The sequence below is a fragment of the Kribbella sp. CA-247076 genome (assembly GCF_050942445.1).
Lineage (GTDB): Bacteria > Actinomycetota > Actinomycetes > Propionibacteriales > Kribbellaceae > Kribbella.
This window is the reverse complement of sequence record NZ_CP192051.1, coordinates 3357501-3371920: the sequence shown is the minus strand read 5'-3', so window position 1 is coordinate 3371920 and position 14420 is coordinate 3357501. Positions and strand designations below refer to the sequence as shown.

12 protein-coding genes are annotated in these 14420 nt (G+C 69.7%); 4 read left to right on the top strand and 8 right to left on the bottom strand.

What is annotated here, in order from left to right; all coding sequences use genetic code 11:
- Positions 1-11 precede the first annotated feature (11 nt).
- Positions 12-1643 carry an extracellular solute-binding protein gene (locus tag ACQPYZ_RS15925; protein WP_433168880.1) on the top strand — a complete coding sequence of 544 codons (1632 nt, stop codon included), beginning with the start codon at positions 12-14 and terminating at the stop codon, positions 1641-1643.
- Between the two features lie 2 nt (positions 1644-1645).
- Here ACQPYZ_RS15925 and ACQPYZ_RS15920 read toward each other — a convergent pair whose 3' ends face one another.
- Genes ACQPYZ_RS15920 through ACQPYZ_RS15910 form a run of 3 tightly spaced genes read right to left on the bottom strand, consistent with a single transcriptional unit; the run spans position 1646 to position 3503 of the window.
- Positions 1646-2134, bottom strand: coding sequence for a glutathione peroxidase (locus tag ACQPYZ_RS15920; protein WP_433168878.1), 489 nt, complete (start codon positions 2132-2134; stop codon positions 1646-1648).
- Complete coding sequence (locus ACQPYZ_RS15915) at positions 2131-2772, bottom strand: dienelactone hydrolase family protein (RefSeq protein WP_433168876.1); 642 nt, start codon at positions 2770-2772, stop codon at positions 2131-2133. Before ACQPYZ_RS15915 ends, ACQPYZ_RS15920 begins: the two co-directional genes overlap by 4 nt.
- Before the next feature lie 53 nt (positions 2773-2825).
- Positions 2826-3503, bottom strand: coding sequence for a hypothetical protein (locus ACQPYZ_RS15910; protein ID WP_433168875.1), 678 nt, complete (start codon positions 3501-3503; stop codon positions 2826-2828).
- A 185-nt stretch (positions 3504-3688) separates the two neighbouring features.
- Here ACQPYZ_RS15910 and ACQPYZ_RS15905 point away from each other — a divergent pair, with 185 nt between their 5' ends.
- Together ACQPYZ_RS15905 and ACQPYZ_RS15900 are read left to right on the top strand one after the other, a co-directional pair.
- On the top strand, positions 3689-4885 hold the full coding sequence (locus ACQPYZ_RS15905) for a thiolase family protein (RefSeq protein ID WP_433168873.1): 1197 nt from the start codon (positions 3689-3691) through the stop codon (positions 4883-4885).
- Positions 4882-6993 carry a 3-hydroxyacyl-CoA dehydrogenase NAD-binding domain-containing protein gene (locus ACQPYZ_RS15900; protein ID WP_433168871.1) on the top strand — a complete coding sequence of 704 codons (2112 nt, stop codon included), beginning with the start codon at positions 4882-4884 and terminating at the stop codon, positions 6991-6993. Before ACQPYZ_RS15905 ends, ACQPYZ_RS15900 begins: the two co-directional genes overlap by 4 nt.
- Before the next feature lie 63 nt (positions 6994-7056).
- On the opposite strand, the gene ACQPYZ_RS15895 is transcribed toward ACQPYZ_RS15900, so the two are convergent.
- Positions 7057-7734, bottom strand: a complete 678-nt coding sequence (locus tag ACQPYZ_RS15895) for a winged helix-turn-helix transcriptional regulator (RefSeq protein ID WP_433168869.1) — start codon at positions 7732-7734, stop codon at positions 7057-7059.
- Positions 7735-7845: 111 nt separating this feature from the next.
- Between ACQPYZ_RS15895 and ACQPYZ_RS15890 the strand changes: the two genes are divergently transcribed.
- Positions 7846-8703 (top strand): class I SAM-dependent methyltransferase, encoded by an 858-nt coding sequence (locus ACQPYZ_RS15890; protein ID WP_433168867.1) that lies wholly within the window; start codon positions 7846-7848, stop codon positions 8701-8703.
- A 1-nt stretch (position 8704) separates the two neighbouring features.
- On the opposite strand, the gene ACQPYZ_RS15885 is transcribed toward ACQPYZ_RS15890, so the two are convergent.
- The 4 genes from ACQPYZ_RS15885 to ACQPYZ_RS15870 all read right to left on the bottom strand — a co-directional run bounded on the left by ACQPYZ_RS15885 (position 8705) and on the right by ACQPYZ_RS15870 (position 14420).
- The gene (locus ACQPYZ_RS15885) at positions 8705-10015 is read right to left on the bottom strand and encodes a peptidase MA family metallohydrolase (protein ID WP_433168865.1); all 1311 of its coding nucleotides are present in this window, start codon (positions 10013-10015) and stop codon (positions 8705-8707) included.
- A gap of 58 nt (positions 10016-10073) precedes the next feature.
- Positions 10074-11555 (bottom strand): amino acid permease, encoded by a 1482-nt coding sequence (locus ACQPYZ_RS15880; protein WP_433168863.1) that lies wholly within the window; start codon positions 11553-11555, stop codon positions 10074-10076.
- Positions 11556-11624: 69 nt separating this feature from the next.
- Positions 11625-12995, bottom strand: coding sequence for a hypothetical protein (locus ACQPYZ_RS15875; protein ID WP_433168862.1), 1371 nt, complete (start codon positions 12993-12995; stop codon positions 11625-11627).
- An 81-nt stretch (positions 12996-13076) separates the two neighbouring features.
- On the bottom strand, positions 13077-14420 hold the full coding sequence (locus tag ACQPYZ_RS15870; protein ID WP_433168860.1) for a hypothetical protein: 1344 nt from the start codon (positions 14418-14420) through the stop codon (positions 13077-13079).

The window sequence follows — 14420 nt, the reverse complement described above, 5'->3', positions numbered from 1 at the left end:
AAGGAGAACGCATGTCCGCATCATTGAGCCGCCGAACGCTCCTCCGGCTGGTGGGTGGAACCGCGGCGGCCGCGGCCGCCGGCCCGGCCCTCAGCGCCTGCTCCAGCTCCTCCCCCGGCAGCGGGCAGCAACAGCAGAACGCCGGGGTCGCGCTGCCGGCGTACATTCCCTACCAGGGTGTCGAGCCCGACCTCGCGCCGACGAAGGACGGCGTGATGGCCGGCTTCCTGCGGTACCCGGCGTACCCCGTCGTCGGGATCCCGGACCGGCCGGGCACCGGCAAGGAGGAGTTCACCGCGTTCATCTCGCAGTTCCGGCCGATCCCGCCACCGGCGTCGCGGAACGAGTACTGGCGCAACATCAACGACAAGCTCGGCGTCACGCTCAACCTGCAGATGGTGCCGAACTCGAACTACGCCGACAAGCTGCCGACCGTTCTCAGCGGCGAGCTGCCGGACTTCACCATGATCCAGAACACGCCGAACCTGCCGCAGTTGATGAAGGCGAAGTGCCAAGACCTCACCGAGTTCCTGTCCGGCGACGCGGTCAAGGACTACCCGATGCTGGCCAACCTGCGGCCCGAGTCCTGGCGGACGACGGTGTTCAACGGCGGGATCTACGGCATCCCGATCCCGCGCGAACGGGTCGGCTCGATCTGGTACACGCGCGTCGACATCCTCAAGTCACTCGGTCTCAACGCAGCGCCGGCGACGTTCGCGGAGTTCAAGGAGATCGCGAAGGCCGTCACCGACCCGAAGAACAACCGGTGGGCCTTCCACGGGGGGACCGGCGTCCGCGACCTCGTGCTGCGGATGATGGGCGCACCCGTCGGCTGGCAGGAGGACGGCGGGAAGTTCACCTCGGTCAACGAGCTGGAGCAGACCGAGCAGGCGATCAGCGACACCCGGGAGCTGGTCAAGGCCGGCTACTTCCACCCCGACACCTTCACCCAGGGCGCGCCGTTCAAGGACTGGCTCGGCGGCGGGCGGGTGGTGATGGTCAGCGACAACTACTCCGCCTGGCCGCAGTACGTGACGCAGTACCTGAAGCCGAACTCTCCGGTCGAGCTGAACGGCATGCTTCCGCCGAAGTACGACGCGAGCTCGACGCCGAACCTGGCCCGCGGAGTCCCGTCGTTCAGCACGACGGTGTTCAAGAAGACCGACGACAAGGAGCGGGTCAAGCTGATGCTCCGGGTCGCGAACTACCTCGCCGCCCCCTTCGGCACCCAGGAGTACCTGATCAACCGGTACGGGAAGGAGGGCGTCGACTACACGATGACCAACGGCGACCCGATCCTGACCAGCCGGGGCGAGGTCGAGCACACCGCCGAGTTCTACCGGATCGCCGACGCGCCCTGGCCGCTGTACGAGCCAGGTCACCCCGAGGAGACGAAGAAGGAGCACGCCTACCAGGTCAAGGCGGTGCCGATGACGCTCGCCAACCCGGCGGACACGCTCTACTCGGAGACGTGGTCGCGCAAGCGGAACACGCTCACCAAGATGACCGACGACGCCCTGTCCGACATCCTGCAAGGACGCAAGGAGCTCTCGGCCTGGGGCGAGACGATGGAGCGCTGGCGGAAGCAGGGTGGCGACGAGGTCCGCAAGGAGTACGAGGAGGCGTTCGCCGCGTCGAAGTGAGGTCAGGCGCGGAGCTGGGACTCGATGGCTTCGACGAGGTCGGGTGACTGAGGCTCGGTGCCGGGGCGGAAGCGGGCGGCGATGGAGCCGTCCGGGGTGATCAGGAACTTCTCGAAGTTCCACTGGACGTCACCGGCCTCGCCGGCCGCGTCCGGCGTCTGCGTGAGCTCGGCGTACAGCGGATGCCGGCGCTCGCCGTTGACCTCGAGCTTGTCGAGCATCGGGAACGTCACGCCGTACGTCGTCGAGCAGAAGGTGGAGATCTCCTCCGACGTGCCCGGCTCCTGCCCGCCGAACTGGTTGCACGGCGCCCCGAGCACGGTGAAGCCGCGCGCACCGTACGTCTTCTGCAGGGTCTCCAGGCCCTCGTACTGCGGGGTCAGCCCACACTTCGAGGCGACGTTCACGATCAGGACGGCCTTGCCCTTGTACTCGCCGAGCGAGGTGGTGGCGCCGGCGAGGGTGGTCAGCGGGATGTCGTACAGGCTCATGCGGATCCTTGGGAGGTCGGAAGGTGGCGGGACAGGAACGCGACAGTACGCCGCCACGCCAGCTCGGAGGCCTCGGCGTGGTGGAAGGCGGGCAGGGGGTTGTCGAACGCGTGGCCGGCGCCGGGGTAGCGGTGGATCTCGCCACTCTCCAGCGCGGAGACCACGTCGTCGACCGGCAGGTAGGCGTCCTCGTCGCCGAAGTGGTGCAGGCTCTCCGCGGTCACCTGCGGCGCGAGCTCCAGCAACTGCGGCAGCGCCGAGCCGTAGTAGCTGACCAGTACGTCGGCCGGCGACAGCGCGGCCACGTTGAAGCCGAGCCCGCCCCCGAAACAGAACCCGACGATCCCAGTGCCGCGGTCACGGCTCCGCAGGTACTCCAGCGCGGCGACCGAGTCGGCGACGGCCTGATCCCAGTCGAGCCGGCCGACGAGCGCCATCGCCTTCTCGAGCAGGTCCGGGTCGGACTCGTCCAGCTCGGTGTCGTCGAGCCGCCAGTAGATCTCCGGCGCGATCACGGAGTACCCGAGGGCGGCCAGGTCCGCTGCCCGCTGCTCGATGTACTCGGAGACGCCGAAGATCTCCTGCAGGAGCAGCAACCCCGGTCCGTCGCCCTCGGGATTCCACTCGTGGATTGGCATCAACCCTGAACCGGTATCGATCTCCAACGTCACACGATGAAGCCTACTGGTCGCTAGACGACGTCGACGCGCTGCTCCTGGACCGGCGCCGGGGCGGGCATCGGCATGGGCATGGGCATCCAGGCCTTGCACTCGTCGATCGCCGCCGTGAGCAGCCGGTACAGCCGGTCGTCCGGGTCCGGCACGCAGGCCTGCGAGATCCCTTCCACGGCGCAGGACACGGCCCGCGGGGCGGTCCGCTTCGCGAAGTCCGGCGTACCCCGGTGTGCCCTGGAGGTGAAGGAGCGCGCCCACTTCGCCGCGGCCGGCACCGACTCCAGAGCGGTCCGGGACGCGGGCTCGAGGTCGTTGACCGGTCGCCCGTCCAGCGCGGCCAGGTGCTTCTCCCCCACCAGCAGCGCCACCGCGAGGATGTACTGCCGCTCCTGCGACACGATCGGCAGCGCGTGCTGGATGCACACCGCCGTGACCCGCGGTACGACGTGCGGGTCGTCCGGCGTCAGCCCGATCACCGACGGGATCAACGGGGCCAGCCGGGAACGGCCGGCGTCGGTCGTGCAGTCGTTGACGTCCCGCGCGACCCCGGCCAGCAGCGGGTGGGTGCAGGACGGGTGGTCCGACCACGGCTCGCCTGCCAGGTAGGAGGCGAACTCCATGAAGCAGGCGCCTTTGCGCGGATTGCGGTGCTTGCCCCGGCTCAGGACCGGTACGGCGAGATCAAGGTTGTTCATAGAACGGCTCCCCATAGCTACCTGCCACCAGCATGCGCCGATTCGGCCGCGTTCGCCACGGGTCAGCGCCTGCGTGACCACCCGGTTCTGGTGTGTGAGCAGCCGCACAACCAGGGGTGCTTTGGGTGTTCTGTTACCCACGGGTAGCATCAGAATAGCTTTCCCGACCCCAGAGGAGGGCCCTCGTGCCCCGTGAGATCCGCGATGTCGTGTTCGTCGACGGCGTTCGCACCCCGTTCGGCAAGGCCAAGGGCCAGTACGCCGAGACGCGCGCCGACGACCTGGTGATCAAGTGCATCCGGGAGCTGCTGCGGCGGAACCCGGAGCTCCCGCCGGAGCGGGTGGACGAGGTCGCGATCGCGGCCACCACCCAGATCGGCGACCAGGGGCTGACCATCGGCCGGACCGCGGCCCTGCTGGCCGGCCTGCCGAACACCACCCCCGGCTACGCCATCGACCGGATGTGCGCGGGCGCGATGACGGCCGTCACCACCACCGCCGCCGGGATCGCCTTCGGCGCGTACGACGTGGTCGTGGCCGGCGGCGTGGAGCACATGGGCCGGCACCCGATGGGTGAGGGCGTCGACCCGAACCCGCGGATCATCTCGGAGAAGCTGGTCGACACCTCCGCCCTGGTGATGGGGTCGACGGCGGAGAACCTGCACGACCGCTTCCCGACGATCACCAAGCAGCGCGCGGACGCGTTCGCCGCGGCCTCCCAGGAGCGCGCGGCCAAGGCGTACGCGAACGACCTGATCCAGCCCGGCCTGGTGCCGGTCGCGACCCGTTCGGCCGAGCAGGGCTGGGGCTACGCCACCACCGACGAGCCGATGCGTCCCGGGACGACGGTCGAGGACCTGGCCGGCCTGAAGACGCCGTTCCGCCCGCACGGCCGGGTGACCGCCGGCAACTCGGCCGGCATCAACGACGGTGCGACCGCCTGCGTGCTCGCCTCCGCCGAGGCCGCCGCGGAGCTCGGCCTGACCCCGAAGATGACGCTGGTCTCGTACGGCTTCGCCGGGGTCGAGCCCGAGGTGATGGGCGTCGGCCCGGTGCCGGCGACCGAGAAGGCGCTGAAGCTGGCCGGGCTGACGATCGACGACATCCAGGCCTTCGAGGTGAACGAGGCGTTCGCCGTCCAGGTGCTGGCGTTCCTCGAGCACTACGGCATCGCCGACGACGACCCCCGGGTCAACCCGTACGGCGGTGCGATCGCCTACGGGCACCCGCTGGCGTCGTCGGGCGTCCGGCTGATGAACCAGCTGGCCACGCAGTTCGAGCAGCGCCCGGAGGTCCGGTACGGCCTGACCACGATGTGCGTCGGCCTCGGCATGGGCGGAACGGTCATCTGGGAGAACCCGAACTGGGAGGGTCAGAAGTGAGCCTGCAGGAACTGCTCGACCAGGCGGTCGCGCTGTCGGACGACGAGGTCGTCACGGTCGCGCACTCGCGGGACGTCGTCCTCCCCGGCAAGGCCGGCGTGATGGCGCTGATCACGCTCGACAACGGGCACGACCACACCAAGCCGAACACCTTCGGCCCGAAGGGGCTGGCGTCGCTGAACGCCGCCGTCGACGACGCGCTCGCCCGCGACGAGATCGTCGCGATCGGGGTCACCGGCAAGCCGTTCATCCTGGCCGCCGGCGCCGACCTGACCGGCGTACCCAAGCTGACCGACCGGGAGCAGGCGCTGACGCTCGGCCGGATCGGGCACGGCGTGATGCGCAAGCTCGTCGACGGCGGCAAGCCGTCGTTCGCGTTCGTGAACGGCGTCGCGCTCGGCGGCGGGCTCGAGGTCGCGCTGCACGCCACCTACCGGACGGTCTCGGTGGCGGCCGGCATGCTGTCGACGCCGGAGGTGTTCCTCGGCCTGATCCCGGGCTGGGGCGGCAACTTCCTGCTACCGAACCTGATCGGCGCCGACCACGCGGTCAAGGTCGTGGTCGAGAACGCGCTGAACCAGAACAAGATGCTCAGCGGCCCGGAGGCGGTGAAGCTCGGCATCGGCGACGTACTGCTGGAGTCGGCGGACTTCCTCGAGCAGTCGCTGCTGTGGGCGAGCAAGGTGCTCACCGGTGAGATCACGGTCGAGCGGGCGGAGATCGACCGTGGCGACGCCTGGGACGCGGCCGTGGCCCGCGGCCGGGCGTTCGCCGACGTCAAGGTGAGCGGGGCGGCGCCGGCGCCGTACCGGGCGCTCGAGCTGATCGCGGCCGCCAAGGACAACGACCGCGAGCGCGGTTTCGCGGCCGAGGACGAGGCGCTGGCCGACCTGATCATGAGCGAGGAGCTGCGCAGCGGGCTCTACGCGTTCGACCTGGTCAACAAGCGGGCGAAGCGTCCGGCCGGCGCGCCGGACAAGTCGCTGGCCAGGCCGGTCACCAAGGTCGGGGTGATCGGTGCGGGCCTGATGGCGGGTCAGCTGGCCCTGCTGTTCGTCCGGCGGCTCGAGGTTCCGGTCGTGCTGACGGACCTGGACCAGGAGCGCGTGGACCGCGGCGTCGGGTACGTGCACGGCGAGATCGACAAGCTGCTCGGCAAGGGCCGGATCCGGACGGACAAGGCGAACCAGCTGAAGGCGCTCGTTACCGGTTCGGTCGACCGGCAGGTGTTCGCGGACGCCGACTTCGTGATCGAGGCCGTGTTCGAGGAGCTGCAGCTGAAGAAGACGATTTTCGCCGACCTGGAGAAGATCGTCCGGGCGGACGCCGTCCTGGCGACGAACACGTCGTCCCTGTCGGTGACCGAGATGGCCGCGGACCTGCAGCACCCCGAGCGCGTGGTCGGCTTCCACTTCTTCAACCCGGTCGCGGTGCTGCCGCTGCTGGAGATCGTCCGCGCGGACCGGACCGACGACGCCTCGCTGGCGACGGCCTTCGCGGTCGGCAAGACGCTGAAGAAGTCCTGCGTGCTGGTGAAGGACGCCCCGGCGTTCGTGGTCAACCGGCTGCTCACGCGGTTCCTGGGCGAGGTCAGCGCGGCGGTCGACGAGGGTACGCCGATCCCGGAGGCGGACAAGGCGCTGTCCGCGCTCGGGCTGCCGATGCCGCCGTTCGTGCTGCTGCAACTGGTCGGTCTGCCGGTCGCGCTGCACGTCGCGGAGACGATGAACCGGGCCTACCCGGACCGGTTCGCGGTCTCGGCGAACCTGGCCAAGGTGGTGGCCGCGGGCAAGAGCTCGTTCTATCTCTGGGCCGAGGGCAAGCCGGTGGTGGACCCGGAGGTCGAGGCGCTGGTGAGCGTCGGCGACACGCCGTCCACGGCCGACGAGCTCCGCACCCGGGTGCTGACCGCGCTGGCCGAGGAGATCCGGATCATGCTCGACGAGGGCGTGGTCGCCGAGGCGCAGGACATCGACCTGTGCCTGCTGCTCGGCGCCGGCTGGCCGTTCCACCTCGGCGGCATCACGCCGTACCTGGACCGCACCGGGATCTCCGAGAAGGTCACCGGCGCCCGCTTCCTCCCCAAGGGCGTCGCGAGTCCGGCCTGACCTGGACCGCTGGGGGTCGGTGCGGAGCCGGAAGCCCGCTCCGGCCCCCAGCACTCCGCCGGGCTACCCGATCTGCTCCCGGACGGCCGGCGCGAACGGGCTCCACAGGAACCACGACGGCAGGGCCTTCAGCAACCGCGGTGGACCGCTCAGCGCGACAATGCCCTGCGCGGTCGCCTCGGACAGGCTGACGATGCCGGAGAAGACGCGCATCAGGTGCACCGGCTGGGTGGTGACGATGACGTCGGAGTCGAACCCGGGGTACTCGGTGCACACCGAGGCTTCCTGTCGGTCGAGGATCAGCCAGATCCGGGTCGGGTCGTCGCCGCGGTAGTCGAACTCGACGGTCACCCGCTGCCCGGGAAGCTGTCCGGTGTCGACCCGGCGCGACATCCACCAGGTCAGCGTGACCGGATCGACCTCCCGTGGCTGCGGTTCGCTGAACATCCACCGCACCGCCCACTCGCCAATGGCCATGATCACGCGCTCGAGATCACGGCCGGCCGGGGTGAGCTGGTACTCGTGGCCGCGGGCCACCGGGACCAGCTCCAGCACACCCTTGCGCTCCAGATGGTTCAGGCGTTGCTTGAGCAGGGTGCGCGAGATGCCGGGCAGACCGCGGTCGATGTCGTTGAACCGCCGGCTCCCGAGAACCAGTTCGCGGACGATCAGAGGTGTCCACCGGTCGGCCAGGACCTCGCTGGCGAGGGCGACCGGGCAGTACTGGCCGTAGTCACGCATGGCTCATTGTGCGCCCGGAGTCCAGGACTTGTACCAGTTGAGTCCAGAACGTGTACTAGGACGCCCGCCTGGGCCGCTGCTGGGATGGAACCCTCAGAACCGGAGGGGACCATGACCGTCACATTCGACCCGAACGCCTACAAGCAGACCACCCGCGCCCAGTGGGAGGCGGCCGCCGAGGCCTGGCACCGCTGGGGCCCGACCATCGAGAACTGGCTCGGCGACGCCACCGAGGCGATGCTCTCGGCCGCCGGCATCGGTGCCGGCGCTCGCGTCCTCGACGTCGCTGCCGGTGCGGGCGGACAGACCCTCGCGGCCGCACGACTGGCCGGTGCCGACGGCCGGGTGCTCGCGACCGACATCTCGCCGGCCATCCTGGAGTACGCCGCGCGCGTGGCGGCCGAGGCCGGATTGCCGAACGTGACCACGCTGGAGGCTGACGGCGAGAACCTGTCGGCCGTCGACGAGGGTGCGTTCGACGCGGCGATCTCGCGTGTCGGCCTGATCTACTTCCCCGACCAGCAAGCCGCGCTCGGCGGGATCCGGCGGGCGCTCCGGTCGGGCGGGCGATTCTCGGCGGTGGTCTACTCGACTCCGGATCGCAACGGCTTCTTCTCGATTCCGGCCGGAATCATCCGCCGCCGCGCGCAGCTCCCGCCGCCGGCACCCGGCCAGCCCGGTCCGTTCAGCCTGGGCAGCCCGGGCGTCGCAGAGGAAGCGTTCACCACCGCCGGGTTCCGCGACGTCACCGTCGACGTCGTGCCGGCGCCGCTCCGGCTGCCCACCGCCGCCGACTGCGTCCGCTTCGAGCGGGAGTCGTTCGGTGCTCTCCACCAGATGCTGTCGACGTTGGACGAGGACGCGAAGACAGCGACCTGGCAGGAGATCACCGACCAATTGACCCAGTTCGAATCTCCCACGGGCTTCACGGGCCCCTGCGAGATGCTGGTCGTCACCGGCACCCGCTGAGTCAGCCTTTGTACTTCTTCACGGCGGCCACCAGCTGGGACGCCGTCTTCCCCGTGTGCTTCTCGAGGATGGCGGCGTACCTGGCCTGGCTGGTGTTGTTCCGGGCGAGGTCGGTGTAGAGGGCCGCGACGCCCTTCTCCCCCAGTTCGTCGACCAGGTACGCCGTGATCCACCAGCTCTGGCCGTAGGACTTGTCGCCGGCGGCGTCGAACTCGGCCTGCGCCGGCAGCACCTTCATCGAGGGCAGGTACTTCGTCCGGACCGTCGTGCGATAGGGGTCGACGGTCCAGTGCGGATCGTCCTCGATCGAGGCGCAGCGGACGTACTCCGCGATGCCCTCGACCAGCCAGATCGGGGTCTTGACGCCGAGCTGCAGGGTCGCGACGTGCGTCATCTCGTGCACGAGCAGATCCTGGTCGAGCTTCGAGCGGACGGCCGGGTTGACCACGATCCGGCTGCTGACCGGCGGGACCGCCTTCTGCGCCCACGGGTCACCGTCGTACAGGGACACCGCCTTCGCCGCGATGGTCCAGCCGTACCCGCTGCCGGAGGTCCAGACCGTGGCCATCACCCGCGGCTCCGACATCGCGACCACCATCACGGCCCCGCTCCAGGGCCGCCGCCAGTGCCGCTGGACACCGTCGACCGCGCCCTGGGACACCTTCGCGATCTTCCGGCCGAGCGCCTGCTCGCCCTTGTCGACGACCACGAGGACCTTGCCGCTCTTGATCACGGCGATCTCCTGGAAGTCCCACGGCTGCCGGTGCCCGTCCGGGCTGAGCGTCTCCTCGATCGCGCTGTCCTCGACCAGCACCCAGCCCCCGGCCCGCTGGACGAAGGCGTAGCCAAGGTCGGTCTGCACGGGCTTCCGGTCCAGCCCGGTCAGCTGGTAGCGCATCATCACCCGGGTCGAGAACGTCTCGGCGCCGTACTTGGCGATCAGGACCTTCGACGGCCGCTCGTCGGCGACGAAGTACGTCAGCGCGTGGAAGTCGAACTTGCGCAGGTTGGTGAACAGCATCGTCTGCCGGGCGACCAGTTGCGGCTGCTTCGGGTCGACGATCGCGAGGAAACCGTTCAGGTCACCCTTGAGCACCGCGGCACCCCGCTTCGCGAGGAGTGCGTCGACCGCGCTCTTCCGGGCCACCTTCTGCGCGTCGGTCAGCTGACCCGGCGTGGCCGTGGCCTTGACCGCCGCCGCGCTGCTGCCGACCGTCGAGCCGCCCTGCTGCAGGCGTACGGCGACCACGCCGAACGTGGCCGCCAGCGCCAGCGCGGCGACGCCTGCGAGCAGGCGTCGCGGGTGCTTCATCTCGTTCCCCTCCAGTGGTCGGCTGACGGATCCTACCGCCGGCCGACCCTGGAGTGGATCACGCGCGGGTGGATTCCCCGGTGCGTTCCTCGTGGCCGACGCGGCTCCTGCGGTAGCCGTAGAGGAAGTAGATGACGAAGCCGAGCGCCATCCAGATCGCGAACCGCAGCCAGGTCTCCAGCGACAGGTTCAGCATCAGGTAGATGCAGATCAGCGCGGCCAGGATCGGGATCACCGGGTTCCCCGGCACCCGGAAGGACCGCTGGATGTCCGGCCGGCGGCGGCGCAGCAGCGGTACGGCGATCGAGACCATGGTGAACGCGGCCAGCGTGCCGATGTTCACCATCTCCTCGAGCTTGCCGATCGGGGTGACGCCGGCCACGATCGCGACCAGGATGCCGATCCCGATGGTCAGGCGGTACGGCGTACCCCACTTCGCGTGCGTCTTGCCGAGCTCCCGCGGGACCAGGTGGTCGCGGCTCATCGCGAAGACCACCCGGGCGGCACCGATCATCAGCGTCAGCACGACCGTGGTCAGACCGGCGACCGCGCCGGCGGAGATCAGGGTCGCGAAACTCGGCCGGCCGACGGAGCGGAACGCCTCCGCCAGGGCGGCCTCGCTGTTGATCTCGGTGTAGTTGATCATGCCGGTGATCACGATGCAGACCAGCACGTAGAGGACGGTGCAGATCGCCAGCGAGCCGATGATGCCGCGGGGCAGGTCGCGCTGCGGATTCTTCGCCTCCTCGGCGGTGGTCGCGACCACGTCGAACCCGATGAACGCGAAGAACACCAGCGACGCACCGGAGATGATCCCCATCACCCCGAACGTCGACGGCGTGAACCCGAACAGCGCCTGGAACAGCGGGGTGGTGATGGTGACCTCACCGCTCTCCGACGGCACGCTCGGCGGGATGAACGGCGACAGGTTCTCACCCTTGATGTAGAACAGGCCGGCCACGATCACGAACAGCACGACGAACAGCTTGACCGCGACCAGCGCCAGGTTGACCCGCAGCGACTCCTTGATCCCGATCGTCGCCAGCGTCGCCAGCACGAGCACCAGCAGCATCGCGAGCACGTTCACGCTGCTGTCCGGCCCGATCGACTCGGGCCAGCTCAGTCCGATCTGTTCGAGGAACAAGGCGGCGTACGTCGACCAGCCCTGGGCCACGACGCTTGCCCCGAGCATCAACTCCAGCAGCAGGTCCCAGCCGATGATCCAGGCGAAGATCTCACCGAGGGAGAAGTACGAGAAGGTGTACGCCGACCCGGACACCGGCACCGTGGACGAGAACTCGGCGTAGCACAGCGCGGCCAGGGCGCAGCACACCGCGGCGAGGACGAACGAGAGCGCGATCCCCGGCCCGGCGTAGGTCTTGGCCGCCCGGCCGGTCAGCGTGAAGATGCCGGCACCGATGATGACGCCGATCCCGAAGACCGTCAGGTCGACGGCAGTGAGGCGTTTCTTGAGCTGGTACTCCGGCTCGTCGGTGTCGGCGATCGACTGCTCGATCGTCTTCTTCCGCAACAGACTCATCTGCGCCTCCTCGTACTGGACGGAACCATTCGAGATTGCACTTCTGACACCGCGAGGTCAAACTGCCACTCAGCGTTGCGGCTGATAGGACTTGAGTGACGTCCACAACGTCGCCTCGGTCAGACCGCTGCGGCTGAACAGGATCCGGTCGCGGGACGCCTGGTCGATCCCGTGCCTGGCCATGTCCTCGTACAGCTCCGCGACCTTGTCGAGCCCGAGACGCTGGACCAGGAAGCGCACGGCGAGCCAGCTGACGCCGTACACGTCGGCGTTGTTCTGGTAGAAGCCGGCGTCACTCGGCAGCGCGCCCAGCGCCGGCAGCGCCTCGTCGATGACCTCCTGCTCCCACTTGCCGACCTCGCCCGGTCCGCTGATCGCCTCGATCCCCCGCCAGGCCACGTACTCCGCCGCGCCCTCGGCCAGCCACAGCGGCTCGTAGCCGCCGAGGTCGGCGGTGGCGACGTGGGTGATCTCGTGCGACAGCAGGATCTCGTCCACCCGGTCGCGTTCGTTCGGGTTGACCACGATGTACGCGCCGGCGACCGTGCCGTCGGCGGTGTCCTGACCGGGCAGCGACGAGAACGTCGACCCCGCACTCGCGGCGGACTCGATGTCCTCGTCGGCGAACCGGGCGTCGCGGACGTCGGTCTCGTCCAGCGCGATCACGAGGACCGACCCCCGCCACCTCCGCGGCCAGTACGCCGTCACCTGTTCCAGTGCCTCGGTCGCCTCGGCGACGATGGCCCGGCCGCGCCGGGTGTCCCCCTTCTCGACCACGGCCAGCACGCGCGGCGCCCGCAGTACCTCGATCCGGCCGAGGTCCCACGCCTCCTGGTGCGCACCGGGGCCGAGGTCCTCGTCCAGATCGTCGTCGTCGGTGAGCACCCAGCGGCCGCGGACGTTGACGAACGTGTAGCCGAGCTCGGTGGTGACCGGCGCCAGGTCGACCTTCGGGATCTGGTACCGCATCAGGATCCGGACCAGGTACGTCGTCCGGCCGTGGGCCTTGACCACCTCCGGGTCGAACCGTTCCTCGGCCTGGCTGTAGCCGAGCTCGGTGAAGCCGAGGTCGACCAGGTTGGCGAACAGCACCTTCTGCTCGGCCCGCAGCGCCCGGTCGGCCGGATCGATGTCCTGCAGGAACAGCGCCTCGTCGACGGTCTGCACCGCCTGGGCACGACGGATCAGGATGGTGTCGATCGCGAGCCGGCGGGCGGCGATCGCGGCGGCGGTCTTCGACGGCTTGGTGACCTGGTTCGCGCCGGGCGGACTCACCGTGGCCGGCGGCCTGGCCCGGGCATCCCGTTCCCGCTCTTCAACGGTGTATGCGACCCCACCGGAGACCAGCGCGACCGCCACCAGCAACCCCAGCCAGCGGCGAGGGCCGTGCGGCGGTACCTGGGCGCCTGGCGGCTCGGCGCCAGGGGTGGACACACTCACGTCGGGTCGATCCTCCGAGTACCCGTCTGTTGCAGCCCGGCTACCCTACTCGGTTCCCCGGATTCCACCACCGACACGCCGTCAGGCCGCTGCCGCCTTCAGGGCCTTGAAGAGGTCGGCCTCGGTCAGGCCGAGGTGCTCGAGCATGATCCGGTCGCGTGCGGCCTGGGTCGAGCCGAGGGCGGCGAGCTCCTGGTAGAGCGTGCCCACCTCGGTCCCGCCGAAGCGGTCGAAGAGGTAGTCGACGGCCAGCCAGGACAGCGGGTACGAGCTGTCGGAGGTCTGGAAGAACACCGCGTCCGCGGGCAGGCTCTTCGCCTTCGCGAGGTACTTCGTCCGCACTTCCTGGGTGTACTTCCCGAGCGCCAGGTTCTCCGCGCCGTCCATCGGCAGGAACTCGACGTACGTCGCCGCGCCCTCGACCAGCCAGCGGGGTGCGTAGGCGCCGTACGAGGCGGTGGCGACGTGGGTGAACTCGTGCGCGAGCGTGCGGGCGTCGACCTTCGACCGGTTGCGCGGATTCACCACGACGTACGAGTCGGCCCGCTCCCCCGCACCGCTGACCTCGCCGGGCAGGGTCCGGTAGACCCAGGTCGCCATCGCGATCGCGTCCTCGGCGTTCTTCGGCGCGGTGTAGTCGGCGCCGCGGACGATCTTGTCGTCGAGCGCGATCACCACGCCGGCGCCGTTCCAGCCGCCGGGCCAGCTCTTCGTGACCGCCGTGACCGCGCTGCTCGCCTTGCCGAGCAGGCTGTTCGCGAGCTCGTCCTCGCCCTTCTCGACGACCACGAGCACCCGGGCGGCGCGTTTGACCAGGACCTCGCCGGTGTCCCAGGCCTCCTGGTGCGAGCCGCGCGGCAGCCGCTTGTCCAGGTCGGTGTCCGACACCAGCATCCACCGGCCGTCCGGCCGCTCGGTGAACGTGTAGCCGAGCATCGCCCGCACCGGAACGACGTCGATCCCGCGCAGCTGGTACGTCATCGCGATCGCCACCAGGTACGTCGACGGGCCGTGCTTGCGGGTCACGGCGTCGTCGTACTGCTGGCTCAGCTGCTCGTAGGCGAGCCGGGCGAACCCGAACTGGCGCAGGTTCGCGAAGAGGGTTTGCTGCCGGGCGACGAGGGTATTGTTGCCCGGGTCGACGTCAGCGAGGAAGGCGGCCCGGTCGTCCTGGACCACCGCCTGGGCGCGCTTGCGGAGCACCTGGTCCACGGCCGCGGCGCGGGCGGCCAGATCGATGTCCGGCGTACTCGGCAGGGCCTGGCCGTTGCCGGACGCCCGGTCGCTCGACCGGTGCAGGGCGAGACCGCCGGCGACCGCGGCGGTGACGAGGACCAGGGACAGCAGCAGTGGCCAGATCCGGGTGCCCTTGGCGGCGGCGTGCTTTCGTCTCGGGGGCGCCGAGTGTCGCCCCGGCCCTGTCAT